Origin of the sequence: Prevotella herbatica (assembly GCF_017347605.1) — a bacterium.
GTDB classification, from domain to species: domain Bacteria; phylum Bacteroidota; class Bacteroidia; order Bacteroidales; family Bacteroidaceae; genus Prevotella; species Prevotella herbatica.
Genome location: NZ_AP024484.1, coordinates 2,060,181 through 2,080,374, shown reverse-complemented (window position 1 = coordinate 2,080,374; position 20,194 = coordinate 2,060,181). Strand labels below are relative to the sequence as shown.

The 20,194-nt window shown below is 41.1% G+C and carries 16 protein-coding genes; 4 read left to right on the top strand and 12 right to left on the bottom strand.

Annotated features, from left to right (window positions below):
- Positions 1-82 precede the first annotated feature (82 nt).
- Complete coding sequence (locus prwr041_RS07685; RefSeq protein ID WP_207153245.1) at positions 83-367, top strand: hypothetical protein; 285 nt, start codon at positions 83-85, stop codon at positions 365-367.
- A gap of 112 nt (positions 368-479) precedes the next feature.
- Here the strand turns inward: prwr041_RS07685 and prwr041_RS07680 are convergent, their stop codons facing one another.
- From prwr041_RS07680 to tsaB, 9 genes are all read right to left on the bottom strand, one after another.
- On the bottom strand, positions 480-2,732 hold the full coding sequence (locus tag prwr041_RS07680; RefSeq protein ID WP_207153244.1) for an inorganic phosphate transporter: 2,253 nt from the start codon (positions 2,730-2,732) through the stop codon (positions 480-482).
- 74 nt (positions 2,733-2,806) lie between these two features.
- A complete protein-coding gene (locus tag prwr041_RS07675; RefSeq protein WP_207153243.1) occupies positions 2,807-4,150 on the bottom strand; it encodes a glutamate synthase subunit beta in 1,344 nt (447 codons plus the stop codon).
- Positions 4,151-4,176: 26 nt separating this feature from the next.
- Complete coding sequence (gltB, locus tag prwr041_RS07670; RefSeq protein WP_207153242.1) at positions 4,177-8,682, bottom strand: glutamate synthase large subunit; 4,506 nt, start codon at positions 8,680-8,682, stop codon at positions 4,177-4,179.
- 221 nt (positions 8,683-8,903) lie between these two features.
- A complete protein-coding gene (gene rseP / locus prwr041_RS07665) occupies positions 8,904-10,298 on the bottom strand; it encodes an RIP metalloprotease RseP (protein WP_207153241.1) in 1,395 nt (464 codons plus the stop codon).
- Between the two features lie 15 nt (positions 10,299-10,313).
- The gene (locus prwr041_RS07660) at positions 10,314-11,483 is read right to left on the bottom strand and encodes a 1-deoxy-D-xylulose-5-phosphate reductoisomerase (RefSeq protein ID WP_207153240.1); all 1,170 of its coding nucleotides are present in this window, start codon (positions 11,481-11,483) and stop codon (positions 10,314-10,316) included.
- 21 nt (positions 11,484-11,504) lie between these two features.
- Positions 11,505-12,026 (bottom strand): ribosome maturation factor RimM, encoded by a 522-nt coding sequence (gene rimM / locus prwr041_RS07655; RefSeq protein WP_207153239.1) that lies wholly within the window; start codon positions 12,024-12,026, stop codon positions 11,505-11,507.
- Entirely contained in the window at positions 12,019-13,329 is a 1,311-nt protein-coding gene (murA, locus tag prwr041_RS07650; protein WP_207153238.1) for a UDP-N-acetylglucosamine 1-carboxyvinyltransferase, read from the bottom strand. Before murA ends, rimM begins: the two co-directional genes overlap by 8 nt.
- Positions 13,330-13,335: 6 nt before the next feature.
- Positions 13,336-13,986, bottom strand: coding sequence for a DUF4290 domain-containing protein (locus prwr041_RS07645; protein WP_207153237.1), 651 nt, complete (start codon positions 13,984-13,986; stop codon positions 13,336-13,338).
- On the bottom strand, positions 13,983-14,675 hold the full coding sequence (gene tsaB / locus prwr041_RS07640; RefSeq protein WP_207153236.1) for a tRNA (adenosine(37)-N6)-threonylcarbamoyltransferase complex dimerization subunit type 1 TsaB: 693 nt from the start codon (positions 14,673-14,675) through the stop codon (positions 13,983-13,985). The genes prwr041_RS07645 and tsaB overlap by 4 nt, the downstream gene beginning before the upstream one ends.
- A gap of 88 nt (positions 14,676-14,763) precedes the next feature.
- Between tsaB and prwr041_RS07635 the strand changes: the two genes are divergently transcribed.
- Genes prwr041_RS07635 through nadD form a run of 3 tightly spaced genes read left to right on the top strand, consistent with a single transcriptional unit; the run spans position 14,764 to position 16,824 of the window.
- On the top strand, positions 14,764-15,639 hold the full coding sequence (locus tag prwr041_RS07635) for a YicC/YloC family endoribonuclease (RefSeq protein WP_207153235.1): 876 nt from the start codon (positions 14,764-14,766) through the stop codon (positions 15,637-15,639).
- A gap of 2 nt (positions 15,640-15,641) precedes the next feature.
- Positions 15,642-16,214 carry a guanylate kinase gene (gmk, locus tag prwr041_RS07630; protein WP_207153234.1) on the top strand — a complete coding sequence of 191 codons (573 nt, stop codon included), beginning with the start codon at positions 15,642-15,644 and terminating at the stop codon, positions 16,212-16,214.
- Between the two features lie 37 nt (positions 16,215-16,251).
- Positions 16,252-16,824, top strand: coding sequence for a nicotinate (nicotinamide) nucleotide adenylyltransferase (nadD, locus tag prwr041_RS07625; RefSeq protein WP_207153233.1), 573 nt, complete (start codon positions 16,252-16,254; stop codon positions 16,822-16,824).
- A gap of 98 nt (positions 16,825-16,922) precedes the next feature.
- Here nadD and prwr041_RS07620 read toward each other — a convergent pair whose 3' ends face one another.
- Genes prwr041_RS07620 through prwr041_RS07610 form a run of 3 tightly spaced genes read right to left on the bottom strand, consistent with a single transcriptional unit; the run spans position 16,923 to position 20,109 of the window.
- A complete protein-coding gene (locus prwr041_RS07620) occupies positions 16,923-17,300 on the bottom strand; it encodes a DUF5675 family protein (RefSeq protein WP_207153232.1) in 378 nt (125 codons plus the stop codon).
- A gap of 50 nt (positions 17,301-17,350) precedes the next feature.
- Positions 17,351-19,762, bottom strand: a complete 2,412-nt coding sequence (locus prwr041_RS07615; RefSeq protein WP_207153231.1) for a DUF3987 domain-containing protein — start codon at positions 19,760-19,762, stop codon at positions 17,351-17,353.
- A complete protein-coding gene (locus prwr041_RS07610; protein ID WP_207153230.1) occupies positions 19,759-20,109 on the bottom strand; it encodes a hypothetical protein in 351 nt (116 codons plus the stop codon). Before prwr041_RS07610 ends, prwr041_RS07615 begins: the two co-directional genes overlap by 4 nt.
- Positions 20,110-20,194 lie beyond the last annotated feature (85 nt).

The window sequence follows — 20,194 nt, the reverse complement described above, 5'->3', positions numbered from 1 at the left end:
AATCAGATAAAATATTTCTTTTTATGACAGGATAACACTATATTTGCAATTATAAATTTTATATAACTAAAATTATTAAACTATGAAGAAAATCGTTTTAAGTGCAGTTCTTATGGTAGCTGCCATCAGTTTCGCCAATGCTCAGAATGTAAAGCAGGCAGAAAAGAAATGCAATAAAGTTGAACAGTGTGCAAAGGCTAACAAGGCTGATGCTGACAAAGCCTGCAAAGGTGGAAAAGCTTGTTGCAAAAATGCTGCTGACGCAAAACAGTGTTGCAATAAGAATTCAAAGGCTTGTAAAAAAACCACAAAGGCTTGCAAAGGCACAGCTTGTAAAAAGTCTACTGCAAAGAAGATGGTTAAGTAATAATAATTCCCTAATAAATATTATCACCCGTTTATCTACGTGATTATCATCACATTGATAAACGGGTGTTTTATTTTACGGAATACAATATTTTATTAATACGAATGCCGTTCTAATTGTCAATAAACTTTTTCGCGGCTCTAAGTTGATGCCTCATTGCACTCATGAATTCCTGAGTTTCCTGAAGCAAATTAAGATAAACCATATTAATTTGCATTTCACTGTCGTCGTCGCTACATTGTATTCTGTCAATATGGATTTTACGAAGTGCCGACAACTGATTTTTAAGTGTATCAGCCTCTGACAGAATAACACGATAGTTATCATATCTACCTGTAGATATCTGAGCTTCTGATTGTTTCATCAAATCGTTTACCTTATGACTTATATTGATATATTCAGTAATGTATCCTGCAGGAAGTGGATTGAAGTTATTGTCTACATGTTCCTTTATAGGTTCAAGCATACGACGAAGGCTGTAAATAAACTGTTGATCAGAATTAGCTCCAAGATGAAACCACGTGTTGCGCTCAATAGCAATATCAAAAGGTAATTTCTTTAATGCAAGCATTTCCTGTCGCCTATATTTCTTTAATGTTTGCTGCTCTGTTTTTAATTGTTTAGTACATTTACCCAATTCACGTACATTCTCTTCTGCTAGTCCCTCAACTATTTTATTGTATTGGCTTAATGCAAATCTATTTACATAGCTCTGTGTGCGGCTAACATGGTTGCGAAGTAAATCCCACACTATTTCAGGATCATTTGAACGCATCATCAAACGGAAGGCGTTATCCTCATCCTCGGTCTCTTTTGACTTGCGTGAGAAATTGCGATTTGAGCGAATAAGAGTTATTATCACGGCAACCATAAATACAACCTTGGCTATTATTCCACCATAATACATTGCCACACAGACAAAAGCACATGCAATAAAAGCCAATCCTGCAGTGATAAACCATCCACCGATAACACTTATAACACCAGTTACTCTAAACACAGCACTTTCCCTACTCCACGCTCTGTCAGCAAGGCTTGATCCCATTGCAACCATAAATGTCACATAAGTCGTTGAAAGCGGCAACTTATAATTTGTACCTATAGTTATTAGCATTGATGCAAGCACAAGATTAACTGCCGCCCTCACAATGTCAAAGGCTGCATTTTCGTTTTCAAGAATCACGTCTCGCTTATTGAATCTACTATCTACCCATTTAGTAACGCATACTGGTAAAGCCTTTAATATAAAATTATTTGAATTTTGCGTAAATCGAACTATTGACCTTGCTGCTTTGGAACTTCCAAACATCTCGTCACCCTCGTCTTGTCGACTCAAATCTACAGAAGTCTTTATCACATTGTGTGCCTTCTTTGATTTAGCCATTGCTATAATCATTATGACTCCAGCAGCAAGTAGGTATAGTGGAGGAGTTTTTGCACTAGCCATTAGTGAGCCCATGTGAAAAGAACTTGCCGAGGCTCCATTGGCATTTGCCACGAAATCATTGAATGAATCAAGTCCAGCAAGCGGTACTCCGATGAAATTCACAAGGTCGTTACCAGCAAAAGCCATTGCAAGAGCAAACGTTCCCATTAATACAACGAACTTGAATATATTACATCCCAACCAATGCATTATCTGCATAATAATAGTTGAAACTACGAATGTATATACGATCAGCATTCCCGTGTTGGCACTGATATAATTGCTTACTGAGGCACTTAGATACGGGCTTTTTCCGACTCCTTTCAGAAAAATAAAATATGAAAGAGCAGTGAAAGCTATTCCTCCAAATACCACAGTCAATATTTGCGACTGGTGTTTGTAGTTGAATGTAAACATCAGTCGCGAAAGCCACATTACAATTACACCAAATATAAAAGCTATTACCACAGAGACAAAAATAGCTATTATCACACTCAGAGCTTTATCGCTATTGAGAAGCATTCCATAGCCTAGATTTCCGTCTGAAATCATCTTTATCGTAGCTATTACAAATGCTCCGCCAAGAAGTTCAAACACTAGCGAAACCGTAGTAGACGTAGGCATTCCGAGTGTATTAAAAACATCAAGAATGATTACGTCAGTGACCATTACTGCAAGAAATATTGTCATTACCTCTTCAAATGAATATTGACTAGGCATAATAATTCCATGGCGAGCAACATCCATCATACCCGAAGACATTATTGCTCCTACCACAACGCCAAATGACGCTATGATAAGTACTGTCCTGAACTTAGCAACTTTAGCACCTATTGCTGACTGTAAAAAGTTTACAGCATCATTGCTCACTCCAACGAAGAGGTCGAATACTGCTAAACTTAGCAGAAATACGACAATACAAAAATATATTGTTACCACCTTTGCAACGAATTAATTTTATTTGCCGCAAAGGTAGAAACAATATATTACAACCGCTTTAAACAAATGTTACATTAGTGTGACAACTTGCGGTCTATTTCTTCTGCAATATCTCTGCCACTGGCAAGAGCTCTTACAACAAGACTTGCACCATTGGCAGCATCTCCAACAACGAAAACATTGTCTTGGAACTGCGGATGCTGTGGCTTTAAGAATCCCATTGCCAGCAATACCATGTCAGCCTTTATTATCTCAGGTTTTCCAACAGGCTTCATTATTGGACGCCCTCCTTCAGGGTTGGGTTCCCATGTTATTTCCTGTACTTTTACTCCTGTAAGTTTTCCATCTTTACCGAGGAATTCCAATGAGTTAATATTCCAACGACGTGTGCATCCTTCCTCATGACTTGATGTTGTCTTCATTGTGCGAGGCCAATTAGGCCATGGACTATTTGGATCTTCAGGTCCAACAGGAGGCTTAGGCATAATCTCTATCTGTGTTACACTTTTAGCACCTTGTCTGTTAGCTGTTCCAATACAGTCACTACCAGTATCACCACCACCAATCACAAGAACATCTTTACCCTTAGCATTTACTAGTTCATTATTTTTGAACTGCATTCCTGCAAGGACTCTATTTTGTTGTGAAAGCATTTCAAGGGCTAAGTAAACACCATTGAGTTCGCGCCCAGGAATACTTAAATCACGAGCCGTTGGTGTACCTGTGGCAACAACATAAGCATCATAACCCTTAGGCAATTTTGTTGAGTCTATATTCTGATTGTACTTAAATTCTATACCTTCAGCTTCAAGAAGAGCAATTCTACGATCTATGATAGCTTTGTTCAGCTTAAAGTTAGGAATACCATATCTAAGCAATCCACCAGCACTCTCACAAGCTTCAAAAACTGTGACCTTGTAACCAAGCTGATTCAGTCGTGTTGAAGCAGCAAGTCCAGCAGGACCTCCACCAATCACAGCCACCGTCTTTCCGTTGCGACTTGGGATGCGTGGCTGCACGTAGTCTTCAGAGAATGCATGCTCAATAATTGCACACTCATCTTCGCGGTTTGTCGTAGGATTGTGGTCCATAAGATTCAACACGCAGGCCTTCTCGCACAATGCAGGACAAATACGTCCTGTAAACTCAGGAAAGTCATTATCTGTGGTCAGCAATTCATATGCAAGCTGCCAATCGCCTTTGAACAAGGCATCATTCCACTCTGGTGGTTTGTTACCTAATGGACAAGCCCAATGACAGAATGGGACACCGCAGTCCATACAGCGTGAAGCTTGTGTTCGGCGGTCGTTACTGTTAAGTGTTTGTTCCACTTCACCATAGTCATGGATTCTATCGTGGATTGGTCTATATCCTGCCTCTTTACGTGGCACGGATAGAAATGCTTTTGGATTTCCCATATCTTAATATTCTTACTTTCTTACCGTTAATAGTCTCTTTGCATATCTGCAATTTTCTGTTGAAGTTTCTTAACTTGCTCTTCCTGCAAGACTCGCTTATATTCAATAGGAACAACCTGAATAAAGTCTTCTACGTATTTGCTCCAGTCATCAAGCATTGTTCTTGCCAACTTAGATCCTGTATAGAGGTAATGCTGACGTATGAGTTCATGAAGTTCCTTGCGGTAACTGCTTTCCTCAACTAGGTTAATCTCAACCATATCCATGTTACAGAAGTAATCGAAGTTGTGATTTTTATCCCAAACATAAGCGACACCACCACTCATTCCGGCTGCGAAGTTGCGACCTGTCTCACCAAGCACTACAATACGTCCACCTGTCATATATTCACAGCAGTGGTCGCCGGCACCTTCGATTACAGATATCGCACCAGAGTTTCTTACTCCGAAACGTTCACCTACCTTACCATTGATGTAAAGTTCTCCGCTTGTAGCTCCATAAAGTCCTGTATTACCAGCAATGATATTATCCTCTGCATTGAAGTTTGAACGAATAGGAGGAAGGATAGAAATACGACCTCCACTCAAACCCTTTGCGAAGTAGTCATTGGTTTCACCTTCTAGTTTGAAATCAACTCCATTAACAAGGAATGCTCCAAAGCTCTGACCAGCTGCACCTTTAAACTTTACGTTGATAGTTGGTTCTACAACCTTGTTGTTACCTTTCTCACGTAGGTCTGACTTATATTTTTCTATATATCCGCTGAGCATTGTACCAACAGCACGGTCTGTATTCTTTATTGCGAAGTCTAGGTCTACCTCACCATTAGTTTCGATAGCTTTCTTAGAACCTTTTATAATTTGCTTGTCTAGAATTCCTTCAAGGTCATGCTCCTGACTCTTTGTGCAATACATGCTGCTATCTCCAGTTTCCTTATGCAATAAACGTGTGAAATCTAAAGTAGCCAATTTTGCATTGTCTGTGGCAAGAGGCACGAGAAGTTCTGTATGACCAACAATATCATTAAGACTTGTGTAGCCCATTTCTGCAAGATATTCTCTTATTTCTTGAGCTAAGAATGTGAAGTAGTTTACTACATACTTATAACTTCCACGGAAGTGTGCACGAAGTTTTGGATCCTGAGTTGCAACACCCATAGGACAAGTATTCTTATTACACTTACGCATCATCACACAACCAAGGGTGATAAGGACTGATGTTCCAAAGCTGAATTCCTCTGCACCGAGAAGCGCCATCATGACAACATCTCTACCTGTCTTTAACTGACCGTCCACCTGTAAGCGAACAAGTGAGCGCAAACCATTTTTCACAAGAGTCTGCTGAGTTTCCGAAAGTCCAATTTCAGGAGATATTCCGGCAAAACGCATACTTGATGCTGGACTTGCTCCTGTTCCACCTTCTGCACCAGAGATCACAACCAAATCAGCTTTTGCCTTAACAACTCCAGCTGCAATAGTTCCAACTCCACTCTCTGCAACGAGCTTAACACTTATTGCTGCGTGAGGATTAACATTCTTCAAGTCGAAGATAAGTTGTTTCAAGTCCTCAATACTATAAATATCGTGATGAGGAGGAGGAGAGATGAGACTGATACCAGGAATAGAATGGCGAGTCTTTGCTATAATTTCATCAACCTTAAAGCCTGGAAGCTGACCACCTTCACCTGGTTTAGCACCCTGTGCAACCTTTATCTGTATTTCCTCAGCGTTCGTAAGATATTCTGTTGTTACACCGAAACGTCCACTGGCAACCTGCTTTGTCTTACTGTTAAGACTTATTCCGTCGAACTTAGAGTGGAAACGATCTTCGTCTTCACCACCTTCTCCAGTGTTGCTTCGTGCACCAAGCTTATTCATTGCCAACGCAAGTGCCTCATGAGCCTCTTTAGACAAAGCTCCAAAACTCATTGCTCCTGTTACGAAATGCTTTACTATCTTTTCAACAGGTTCAACTTTCTCTATTGGAATAGGGCGACGCTTGAAATCAAAGAAATCGCGTATAAAAATAGGCTTTTCTTTCTTGTCAGCAATGGCGGTATATTTCTTGAACGTATCATAGTTTCCTGTTCTTGTAGCCAACTGCAAAGTGGCTATTGTCTCAGGATTCCATGCATGCTGTATTCCGTCCTTGCGCCAATGGAACTGACCAAGAGTTGGAAGAGGAGTCTCTGTATTTTTCTCGCGAGCCTCAATACTATCATTGTGCATTGCGATTGCATCCTTTGCGATGGTTTCAAGTCCGACACCTCCAATTGTACTTATCTCTGTTCCGAAATATGTATTAAGCAAGCTCTCAGAAAGTCCAATGCTCTCGAAAATCTTTGCGCCACGATAACTGCGAATTGTACTTATTCCCATCTTCGCCATTATCTTGAAAAGGCCTTTCTTCACAGCCTTTATATAGTTAGATTCGGCGGTACCATAATTCTCCTGAATCTTTCCGTTCTTTACTAAATCGTCAAGTATTGCATAAGTCATATAAGGGCACAGCGCAGAAGCTCCATAACCAAGAAGCAATGCTGCATGCATTACCTCGCGTATATCACCACTCTCAACAATAAGGGCTGTCTGCACACGCTTTCCAACACTTATAAGATAATGGTGTACTGCACTGACAGCAAGCAATGAAGGCATTGCTACATTATTATCATCTGATTCACGGTCGGTGAGTATGATGTAGTTGTAACCATCATCAACACTCTTTTCGGCGCGACTGCACAAATCATCAAGTGCTTCGTGCAAACCGTCTTCCCCCTTTGAACCATCAAAAGTTATTGAAAGTTTTATGGTGTTGAATCCTTTGTATCTAATGTTACAAAGAATATCCAACTGTGTATTTGTCAAAATAGGATGAGATAGTCTCACCATCTTGCAGTTTGTCTCGTCAGGATTAAGTATTCCTGAACCTACCCTGCCAATGTATTCAGTAAGACTCATCACAAGATTCTCACGAATAGAATCTATTGCAGGGTTGGTTACCTGAGCGAACTGCTGACGGAAATAATTAAAGAACAACTGTGGCTTGTCTGACAATACAGCCAATGGAGTATCATTACCCATTGATGCAGTAGGCTCCTGACCATTTGTTGCCATTGGGATAATTGTATCGTTGATGTCTTCCTCACCAAATCCGAATTCAATTTCCTTTATTTTAAGATCATCTATTTTATTAGAAATCTTTCTTCCGCTATGTATCTTTTCAAGTTCAATACGGTTTGTGTTTAACCATTGACGATAAGGATGCTGCACTGCAAGTCGTTCCTTTATCTCACCGTCATAATATATTTTACCCTCAAGGGTATCAATAAGCAATATTTTACCAGGTTGCAGACGTCCCTTTTCAGCAATCTCACTTGGATCAAAGTCCATAACTCCTACCTCACTGGCAACAACCATTGTGTCGTTCTTCGTAATCGTGTAGCGCGCTGGACGCAAACCGTTACGGTCTAGCATTCCACCAGCATATCTACCATCACTAAAGAGCAATGCAGCAGGACCGTCCCAAGGTTCCATCAATATAGAATGGTATTCATAGAATGCCTTCAGGTCTTCACTAATAGGATTCTTATCGTTGAAACTCTCAGGCACCATTACAGCCATTGCGTGAGGCAATGACAAGCCACTCATTACGAAGAATTCAAATACATTGTCAAGACTAGCAGAGTCGCTCATGTCTGGCTGGATTATAGGCGAAATATCGCTTACACTTCCAAGTAGTTTTGAAGACAACACAGATTCACGTGCCTGCATCCATCCACGGTTTCCGCGGATAGTATTTATTTCACCATTGTGCGCAAGCATTCTGAATGGCTGTGCAAGACTCCATGTTGGGAATGTATTGGTACTGAAACGGCTGTGTACAAGTGCTATTCCACTAGTGAAGTAATTGTTTGTAAGGTCAGGATAGTATTGACGAAGCTGCAAACTAGACAACATACCCTTATATACGATACTCTTATTAGATAATGAGCATATATAGAAGTCTTCATCAGCTACACGTTTTTCAATCTTCTTTCTTATAATATATAAGGTACGTTCAAAACTTTCTACTTTATCATCAGTAACACCAGTTACGAAAATCTGCTTGATATCAGGCTCCGTAGAAATTGCAGCCTCACCCAAGCATTCTGGGTTAGTAGGAACATTTCTCAAATGCATCAGAGACAAACCCTCGCGCTCAATTTCCTCAATCATTATTGAGAGAATCTCCTGCTGACGTTTCTTTTCTTTAGGAAAAAACACCAGACCTGTTCCATATTTTCCCTTCTCAGGAACTGGAATACCTTGTAACAATATAAACTCGTGAGGAATTTGTAGCAATATTCCTGCACCATCTCCAGTCTTCCCATCTGCGCCTTCCGCTCCACGGTGACGTAGGTTTTCAAGAACTTTAAGAGCACTGTCAACTATATCATGACTTTTATTGCCATGAATATTAACTATCATACCAACACCACACGCATCGTGCTCGTTGCTGGCATTATACAATCCGTTGGTTGTTTCTTGCTGCATTTATTTAGTAATTTTCTTGTTTGCCTTTCAATCTGATTGCAAAATTACTAAATAAGTTTCAAAATGACATTTAAGTGTATCTAAACGTTCACTATAATTTATTTAATTATCAAACGTAATAACAGAATGTTACTACATTGGATTAAAAACAAAACAAACTGTAAGCATTCAGATTCTGAAAGCTTACAGTTTAATACTTTATTTGAAAAATAAGATTTTTTCTAATGCATATAGCCCAGCCAACGCAAAATGTCGTTGAGATTGGCGACCACCATCAATAATATCAAGATGGATATTCCGATGTATTCTGCCCTAATCATAAACTTTTCACCTAACTTTCGTCCGGTGATAATTTCATATATAAGGAACAGAACGTGTCCACCGTCGAGTGCAGGAATTGGGAGAATATTCATGAAAGCAAGAATAATGCTTAAGAAAGCGGTCATCTTCCAGAATACGTACCAATCCCATGTAGATGGGAACATACTGCCTATTGCTCCAAAACCTCCAAGGCTCTTAGCTCCGTCTGCAGAGAAAACATATTTCATGTCACTCACGTAACCATGAAGAATGTCCCAACCATATTTGATTCCAGCAGGAATACTCTCAAAGAAACCATAGCTCTTATGGAAAGGAGTGTAAAGGGTATTAATTCCAGGGAAACCTACAGCTAGTTTCAAGTCTGGTGTAAGCAACATCTTTTTTGCGACAGCAGAATCTGCACCACTTGCAATAACACCTACAGTTACCGTGCGCACCTTAACACTGTCAGCATGAGTCTTTGCAGCAGCAAGCACATCGTCAAGTATTGATAATTCGTTGGTAAACTGATTAGAAGAAGTTATCTTCTTGCCATTTAGTGCAACAATCTTGTCGCCCTTCTTTATTCCAGCCTTAGCCGCAGGACCTCCAGCCATTACCGAGTCCACATTTGCAGGAACATAAGGAAGACAGAACGCAGGCGTTGTCTTTATCATATCCAGCAGATTCAGGTCACCTGTGAGGTTTATACTTACCTTCTTACCGTCACGCATAACATCTACACGCTTGGCTTTAGATATTTCACGATACATTTTAGCACCGAAATCCTTGAATGTTCCGTTCTCTGTTCCTAGGAGAATATCATGATCCTTGAATCCGTAGCTTTTTGCCTCCTCATTAAACACGAAGCCTTGCTTCATATCTTTTGTCTGAACGTATGTCTCACCCCATGAGAACATCAACATTGCATAAATGAAAAGAGCTAGGATGAAGTTTACAGAAACTCCACCAATCATAACAAGCAATCTCTGCCAAGCTGGTTTTGAGCGAAATTCCCAAGCCTCGGCAGGCTTAGACATCTGTTCTGTGTCAAAACTTTCGTCAATCATTCCTGATATTTTGCAGTAGCCACCCAGTGGTAACCAACCCATACCATATTCAGTGTCACTCTTCTTTGGTTTGAAACGGAATAGACTTCCACCCCACTTACCAATTCCAAGATCCATAAATATATAGAACTTCTCGACTCTTATTCCAAACAGTTTTGCGAAGAACAGGTGTCCTCCCTCATGAAGCAGAACCAAAAGTGATATTGACAACAGAAACTGTAATAATCTTACTAAAAATACTTCCATTACTGATTATATTCGTTATTCATTAATATTTTTGATGATTTCGCTTGCTATTGCTCGCGCCTCCTTGTCTGTCTGCAAATAGACATCAAGATTAGGATTCTTGTCGAATGTGGCTTTAGCCATAGTCTGCTCTATTATCGTTGCCATTCCCTTGAAAGAGCATTGCTCCTTTCTGAATGCAGAATTTGCTATTTCGTTGGCTGCATTGAGAATACAAGGCATGTTTCCTCCCTTGTTAATTGCATCATAAGCCAGAGCAAGACATTTAAACTTCTTTATATCCGGTTCAAAGAATTCCAGCTTCTGCTGTTTGAACAGGTCAAGACGTTCACCATTTAATGGTAACCTCTTGGGGAATGAGAATGCGTATTGTATTGGTAGTCTCATGTCTGGAACTCCCAACTGAGCCTTCACCGCACCATCAACAAACTGCACAGCACTGTGAACAACGCTCTGCGGATGAATCAGCACTTGGATTCTTTCTGCAGGAACACCAAACAGCCATTTAGCCTCCATCACCTCAAAGCCTTTGTTCATAAGCGAAGCTGAGTCTATGGTGATTTTTGCTCCCATATTCCAAGTAGGATGCTTCAATGCATCAGCTGCGGTCACAGTATTCAACTGTTCATCAGAAAATAATCTGAACGGACCTCCTGAGCAAGTAAGCAATATCTTGTCAATTTCATTGTCAGCGTCACCAACAATACTCTGAAATATTGCACTGTGTTCACTGTCTACCGGCAATATTGGAACATGGTTTTCCTTTGCAAGATTGCATATAAGTTCGCCTGCTACAACAAGAGTTTCCTTGTTGGCAAGACAAATCTTCTTATGTGCTTTGATTGCATTTATTGTTGGAAGAAATCCCGAAAACCCTACCATTGCAGCAAGAACCATGTCTATCGGTTCAGCTTCAACAATCTGTTCAAGCGCCGATTTTCCCGCATAAATTTTAATGTCAGGTTCATCAGCAAGCAGGTCTTGCAATTCCTTATATTTCTCCTCGTTAGCAATAACCACTGCAGCAGGCTTGAATTGATGAGCCTGTTCGGAAAGTTTCTCAACACTGTTGTTGGCAGTGAGACAGTACACTTCGTACAAGTCTCCATGCTGCGAGATTACATCAAGCGCCTGTGTTCCTATACTTCCCGTAGAACCGAGGATACATATTTGTTGTTTCTTCATTAATATATAATAATGTGAATGTTACAGGTCGAGCAGACCTTCCGGAATAAACATCTTTATTCGGCGATTTTCCATGTCAGCTTCATGAATTAGATCCTCATTGGCTGGAATAAGAACATCCTTGCCATCATTCGTCTCTATTTCAAAAAGCGTGTTAATGGTTGAGTCGTCTACTGACTTTATTATACCTATTGTCTTATTGGTGTTTTTATCAACAACTTCAAAACCGAATATTTCTGCCCAGGAAACATTTTCATCACCGCCGTCAGAAAGACTTCGTGGAAAATAGATTTCGTCACCAGTAAGGTCACGAGCTTTATCCTGAGTATCAATATCTTCAAATTTCACAAGTGCGATCTCGTCGCTGCGGAAACGGTATTCTTCTATAAAGAAAGGAACCAATATTCCGTCTACGTCCAAGATAAGATAATCTGCGTCTACACGGTCAAAGACATCATCGTCAAACATGAACGATATTTCGCCTTTCACTCCGTGAGGTTTTCCCAGCTTACCTATTTTATATACTTCTTCACGTCTAATCATCTACTCGTTTGATGCAGGCACCAAGTTTATTAAGTCTATTTTCAATATTCTCGTAACCACGATCTATCTGTGCAATGTTGGCAATGCAACTTGTTCCTTCAGCACTCATTGCTGCAATAAGAAGTGCAATACCCGCACGGATATCAGGACTTGTCATTCGTCCTGCACGCAACACCAATTTATGGTCGTGACCTACCACAACAGCACGGTGTGGGTCGCAAAGTATGATCTGTGCTCCCATGTCAATCAACTTGTCTACGAAGAACAGACGGCTTTCAAACATTTTCTGATGAATAAGCACTGAACCACGAGCCTGTGTAGCTACAACAAGAAGAACAGAGATGAGGTCTGGCGTCAAGCCTGGCCAAGGAGCATCAGCAAGAGTCATTATCGTTCCGTCAATAAAAGAATCAACAACATAATGTGGTTGATGTGGAATAATCAGGTCGTCTCCTTCAGTTTCGATCTTCACTCCAATTCGTCTGAACGCATCAGGGATAATACCGAGATCTTTCAGCGATACATTTTTTATTCTTACTCCGTCGCCCACCATTGCAGCCATTCCGATAAAAGATCCTACCTCTATCATGTCTGGTAATATAGTATGGTCGGCACCGTGTAATTTGTCTACACCGACAATTGTAATCAGATTACTTGCTATTCCACTGATATTTGCACCCATTGCGTTAAGCAAGTGGCACAGTTGCTGAATATAAGGTTCACATGCCGCATTATATATTGTCGTTGTGCCCTTTGCCATCACGGCAGCCATGATAATGTTTGCCGTTCCAGTAACCGAAGCCTCATCAAGCAGCATGTAGCAACCTTTCAGTTTTTTGCTTTCAATCTTGAATACATCACGTTCTGTGTCTTTCACAAACTTTGCACCAAGATGCTTGAATCCTTGGAAGTGAGTATCAAGTCGTCTACGTCCTATCTTGTCACCGCCTGGTTTGGCGATGGTAGCCTTTCCGAATCTACCGAGCATTGGACCTATCATGAGCACACTGCCTCGCAAAGAAGAACATTTATCAACAAACTCCTGACTTTCTAGATAGTCAAGATTCAGCTCGGCTGCCTGAAAAGTGTAATCATTTTCAGCGTTGTGCGTTACCTTTACGCCAATATCCTTCAACAGTTGAATGAGATTTTTAACATCCAGTATTTCTGGGATATTCTTTATTCTCACTGGATCAGAAGTTAGCAATATTGCGCAAATAACTTCCAATGCCTCGTTTTTAGCTCCCTGTGGAGTGATGGTTCCTTTCAGTCGGTGTCCACCTTCTATGATGAATGATTCCATTGGCTTTTATCTTCTTCTGCGCTTATTGTTGTTACCGTTGTTACTAACATTACCATTACGGTTATTGTTATTACGGTTATTGCCAACAGGCTCATTCTCCATAATTTTGTTGAAAACGAATGTATTCAGGTCAAGCTGAATTTTTCCGTCAGTATATTTTGCCAAGTCAGAAGCCACCTTCTCGTCGTCACACGAACCGTGACTCCACATAATCAGGCTCAACTTCATCTGGTTAGCAGCAAGTTTGGTAAGTGCGTCACGCTCCTCACCAGGGTCCATGGTCTTCAATCGTTCAAACACCTCAGCCATTATGTGACCGTAGTGTCTTACCGAAATTTTTGTCATGGGATACTCCATAGGCTGCGGCTTTGCTAAAATCTTGTTGGCTTGACTGATGTCGTAAGGCCAATCAATATCCAACTTAAAGTCACTCATGATTGCAAGATGGTCCCACAACTTTTGTTTATAGTTCACGTCCTCGTGATTTTGGGGAAACATTCTTTCCATGATGGTTACTATGGCTTCCGCACACGATTGACGCATGGCTTTCGTATCAAGTTTGCCACAAATGTCAACCATATTCTGCACCTCACGCCCGTATTCAGGCATGACAAGCTGTTCACGCTGTGTGTTGTAGTCTAATCCTTGGATGTTCATAATAATTTTTTAGGCAATTTTGCAACGAAGTCTTTCAGATAGAACGGCACGAAATATGCAACGTCTTCAAACTTCCCTTGTGCTATGCGCTTTTCTGCCAGTGGAAACATATATTTAGCTAGTGGCACGACGTCTTTGATCAAGTGTGCGTTAGGATTATTAATCTCTTCCATACACTTTGCTGCTCCGTTTCCGAAGAAATACACCGGGCCCTTTTCAAGATATTCTTTATAGGTATCAACTGTCACAACGTCAGCCTTTATTGGTCTCACCTCATCAAGTGAGCGATTGAATACCTCTGCATATACTTCCATGCGGCGTGCGTCAAGCATTGGCACTAGTAATGCATTTTCTTCCTCAGCCTGCTCTTTCAATAATACTGGCACGGCAAGAAGTTCCAAAGTCGGTATGGCAATCAGCTTCACATCACGACCATAGCAAATTCCTTTTGCCATAGAAGTACCTATTCGCAGTCCGGTATAAGAACCTGGACCACAACTTACAGCCACAGCGTCTAATTTTAATGAGTGACTGTCTATAAATGAAAGAGCCTCATCAACATAGCGTCCAAGTTGTTCATTGTGATGTGGTCCGCTGTAATCTTCTTTGTTAAAGATGCATTCGGCGTCATTACTAACTGCTACAGAGCACACGTTTGTGCTCGTTTCAATGTTCAATATACACGACATAATAATAAATATATTCTAAATAAAGTGCAAATTTACGCTTTTTTCCCGCAAAATTATTACTTTTGCAGAAATTTAACGTGAAACAAGTATGATACAATCAATGACCGGTTACGGAAAATCTATCGTAACCTACAATCAAAAAAAGATTAATGTTGAAATTAAGTCATTAAATAGCAAGACACTTGATCTTTCTACAAGAATCGCTCCGCTCTACAGAGAAAAGGAGATGGAAATACGTCAGATTGTCGCAAAACAATTGGAACGTGGCAAAATAGACTTCTCTATTTGGATTGAGAAGGATGATGCTGTTGACGCCGCACCAATTAATGCCGCACTTGTTGAAAATTATTACAAGCAGATAAAAGCTATTTCCGAAAAGACTGGAATTCCAGCCCCACAGGATTGGTTTAACACTCTTCTACGCATGCCTGATGTCACAACAAAGAATGACGTTGAAAAACTTTCCATTGAGGAATGGGCTGCCGCAAGCAGTGCTATACACGAGGCTATTGCCAACTTACTTACTTTCAGAAAGCAGGAAGGTGCAGCTCTCCAGAAGAAGTTTACAGAGAAAGTTGATAATATTGAAAATCTGTTGCTCAGCATTGAGCCTTTCGAGAAAAGCCGTGTTGAGAAAATTCGTCAGAGCATTGTCAAGGGACTTGAGCAGATTCCTAGCGTTGACTACGACAAGAACCGACTTGAGCAGGAACTTATTTATTACATCGAGAAACTAGACATCAGCGAGGAGAAGCAAAGACTGACCAACCATCTTAAATACTTCCGTGAGACTATGAACGAGGACGGAGCTGTTGGAAAGAAACTCGGATTCATCGCTCAGGAAATGGGACGTGAAATCAACACTACTGGAAGCAAGAGCAATCAGGCTGAAATGCAGAATGTTGTAGTGAAGATGAAAGACGAACTAGAACAGATTAAGGAGCAAGTCTTAAACGCTTTCTAAATATGAAGAACGGACTGCTTATTTTCTCAGCTCCTTCTGGAAGCGGAAAGAGTACGATCGTGCAGTGGCTGATGAAGGAACATCCTGAATTCAAACTGCATTTCTCTATTTCATGCACAAGTCGCCCACCACGTGGAACGGAAAAGAACGGTGTAGAATATTTCTTCCTCACGCCAGATGAATTCCGCGCTAAAATTGATAAAAATGAGTTTCTTGAATACGAGGAAGTTTATCAAGACAGATTCTACGGCACATTGAAATCACAGGTTGAAACCCAACTTAATGATGGTCAGAGTGTTGTCTTCGACGTTGACGTAAAGGGTGGATGCAATATAAAGGATTTTTATGGTAAACGCGCCATGAGCATTTTCATCCAACCTCCATCAATTGAGGAACTGCGCAAAAGACTCAACGGTCGTGGCACAGATACACCAGAGGTTATTCAGCAACGTCTTGACAAAGCCGAATACGAATTAACATTCGCTTCAAAATTCGACAATGTTGTCGTAAACGATAATCTTGAGGAAGCCGAAAAAGCGACATTGGCTCTTGTAAGGAATTTCCTAGAGGAATAAAAACGCTGTTGTTGATTTCTTAAACATTCGCAAAAAAATGATACGAACGGGAATATACGGAGGGTCGTTCAATCCCATTCACACAGGGCACATTGCCATTGCTAGCCAGTTATTGCAAATGGCTTCACTAGACGAGATATGGTTTGTCGTTTCTCCACTTAATCCGTTTAAGAAATCATCAACATCACTTTTAGATGATGCCCATAGGTTGGAACTTGCCCAAGCCGCATTGTCAGGAGAAAAATCACTTAAAGCCAGCGACTTTGAGTTCAATCTCTCCAAACCTTCATACATGTGGAACACACTGCAAAGACTAACCCAAGAGTTTCCTGATCGAGAGTTCACGCTCATAATAGGAGCCGACAACTGGTTGGTTTTTGACCGCTGGAAAAACTATCGTGACATCATCGCCAACTACCGCATAGTGGTTTATCCAAGGAAGAATTCGCCGATAGACAAAACCACTCTCCCTGCAAACGTAACGCTTGCCGATACACCTCTTTATAATGTCAGCAGCACAGATATAAGGCGCCGAGTTTCAGAATGCAAGTCACTCCACGACCTTGTTCCCGACAACATTATTCCACTTGTAGAAAAATACTACAAATAAGGAAATTGTAGTAAAATTTTCCGAAAAATAAAACACATTTTTTATATAATGATACAAAATTGCGGATGCACGACAAGTATCGGCATCCGCAACTATCATCAGACAATCTCTAAGAAAATCTTTTCATCTTTCTTTAGGCACTCAACAAACATTTCGGTAAGTTCATTAAATCGCCGTTCGCTACGGATGCAAAGTCCCCACGTAACGTAATCCCCCACAATAATACTTCCCGATTTAAGCTTAAACACACCATTACCGGCAACAAACTCTCCAACAGTTTTTCTTCCGTTAGACCTAATGATCAATAGATGCACTCTCTTTTGAGCATTGTCTAACTGTATTTTCACCTCATACTTTCCGTTTTCAAGGCAACGAGGAGTATACTCTGCCGTGTTGCATATCAGACGATTGCTAAGTTGTAGCAGACCGTCGGTTGTATCGTGTCGTACACGAATTCTTTTCAATTCCAAATCCATAATTCAATATCTTATATTTAAAATGACCAAAATGACTTTGACCAAAACGACTAATTTGTAACCTTCTTATAATTATTATTTTCCTGTTGCGAAACGATTCCTTGTCTCTTCCAGTTCTTCAACATCATGATGACTGAATTTTTACTACAGTTTCCACCCTTGACAGCTATTGACTGTTGTAAAGCCTGTTCAAAATTAAACTCATCCGCCAGTCGCGCAAATATACTGTCATTCTTTCCACGGTGAACTCTCACACCCCCAACAGAACATTGATAATCACGTGAACTCATTGCATTATCTATCTTTTCACGGAAGAAAAACATATTGTTCTCAATCAGCGAATCGGCAATCACATCGTAGGCATCAAGCAATTTGGGAGTTTGCGTTTTCTCTATCATAAGTTTCCACAAATCTTTCTTCTGTGTAAGCATTATTTCAGCTTTCGCAAATCCAAACTTCCTTATAAGTTGTCCGCACACTGCACAGAGCATCAAGCAGCACATCATACGTTGGGCTGTCACGCATACTCTGAATCGTTGTCGTGCCATTATTCGGTCGTCGTTCTTCATCGTTTCCAGCCTCATCAATTCCACCCATTGTCGTCCTTTTTCCTCTAGCTTTGGCAATTCTATTTCGCCCTGCATCAAGGGCAGAAGATGTGCCACCTGAATAATGCGTTCAGTCTGCTTCTCCGAGAGTTTAGGCGGATTGTCATCAAGCTTTGAGAACGTATTATCAGGAGTGCGTGCTATTGCAATTCTTGATTGAAATCCATCGGTGTAGTTGCTCACCACTCTGTATAATGCATCGGGAGTGCCGCACATCACAACGTTCCACAACAATCTGTCAATATGTACGTTTACTGCGTCAACCGACCGAGCCTCACGGTCGAATGCACTCCCATCGTAGCTCTGTCTTATCATCACAGAGAAGTCGCTCATTGCCGATTTCCACTTCTGAGCCACGTTGTCCGCTTCAGGAGTAAACGAGAATGCATGTTTCCCCTGTACATTCTGCAATTCCTCGGCTAGATTTGCCACAGTGTTGTTGAGCGGCAACCAACGTTTAGGCAATTTGGGTTCAACAGGCTGTTCCTTCTTATTTTTAGAAGCCTTGTATTTTGCTCTCCATTCTTCGTGCTGTTTGTTGTAGATTTTCGTGAGTTCTCGCTCCTCTTTCATCCATGTTTCCACGATAGGATCAATGTTTCCCTTTCCTGAGCCAAACTCTCCAGCAATATATGAAATAAGGTTCAGCGAGTTGGTTTTACCGTGCACGTCGAGCTTCACTCCCGTAGCCAAAGCACCAATAGCGGGACAGATAGCGGTGAGCACGGGCATTGTAAGTCCATGTCCAGCAGCCTCAACAGAGTCCTTCACCCCTTGCACCATTATTGCTTTAGGCAACTGTCTGTAATAGAATTCTTCGTCACGTGTCTGCATTTCATCAATGGCATTCACCACATCTTCGTTGCCCATATTGTCTTTACGAAGAGCCGTTAACACATCACGCATTCTCTTTGGCATTTGAGTGCGTTTTGAAAGCAATGCCGAGTCAATGCATTTAAGTTTCTGCTCCTCGCCAAACCCGTCGTAACATGGAATCACTGCGTTTAGCGTGTTTCTCTCAAAACCACAGATGTGGCGCAAGTTCACTGCCAGTTCATACGTAAGCACATCACGGTTACTTTTCACAGGAGTGTGACCGTCGTTGTAAAGTTCCCACCATTTGTTTATTATCTCAGAATATGGAATGCCAAGATAAGACATTTCTGTATTCTGAACTTTGCTGTCACAAGTTGTTTCCAAGATAGATTCTTTCGCCTGTACTTCTTTTTCCACGTGGATGGCTGGATGCCAATGCTTATTTGCCTTATGCGCCTCAGGTGGCAGTTCTTCTATTCTTTGCTCCAGAGCAACGGCTTCCGTCTTCACATCGGCTTCTACATAATTATCACAAAACAGTTCATCGTTCAGATAAAGCAGATTATCCTTGTCGGCGGTAGTAGTGAAATACACTCGATTAATGTCGTGCGCACCCGTGTCCATTTCGCAGTCAAGCATACGAGCAATGCGCACTTGGTTTTCAAGTATTGTCTTTCCTCGTTCGCGCTTCATCACCGCATGCCCACCCTGTCTAGCACTACGTTCAAGCATCAACAAACCATATTTTTCAGGATCTTCTAACAAGATCTTTGCAGCTTTCTCAAATTCAGCCTTATCGTCAAGGTCAAAACCAAAAGCCATGCTCGGTAGTTTACAACCCTTAACAACGCCATTTGGATAATGCCCCGAATAGTTCATCTGTATCAGCCTACGTTTTGCACTGTCGTTGCCCTCACGAGCCAACTGCAAGTTTGCTTTCTGTTGACTACTGTCTCTTAACTTTATGTATTCCTCTCTTGATTGAACGGGGCTAGCCACCTTGTGACCACCCCGCATTGATATTAAATACACGCTCATACTGTTGCCTCTCTTGCCTCTTTCATTATCGTTTCCATGCAGTCAAGCCCCTCATTCTTAAAAACCTTTAGCGTGAGCTGTATTGCACCGTCGGCAGTTGCAGAAATTCTGCCGTGAGCCAACTTTTTAATAAGGGTACTCTTTGGTCTAAGTGCTGGCTTTGCCACAAAGTCAAATGTACCGTCAGCCATCTGCTGTCCCACTCCATTACTTCTGAATTTCTTCACCGCTCCCACTTCTGGGCTGTCCGGTGAAAACATAAAGAATTTACTTTCGTCATAAAAAGCCTGTCCGCCAAGCTGTACATGTTCAACATTACCATTGAAATTGTTTTGATTATTTTCCATTTTTCTGAATTTTTACGAGAAGAGCAGAGCCTCGTTAAAGCTGTCGACAATTATCCCTGGGCACTCTACACCCGCTCGTTCAACT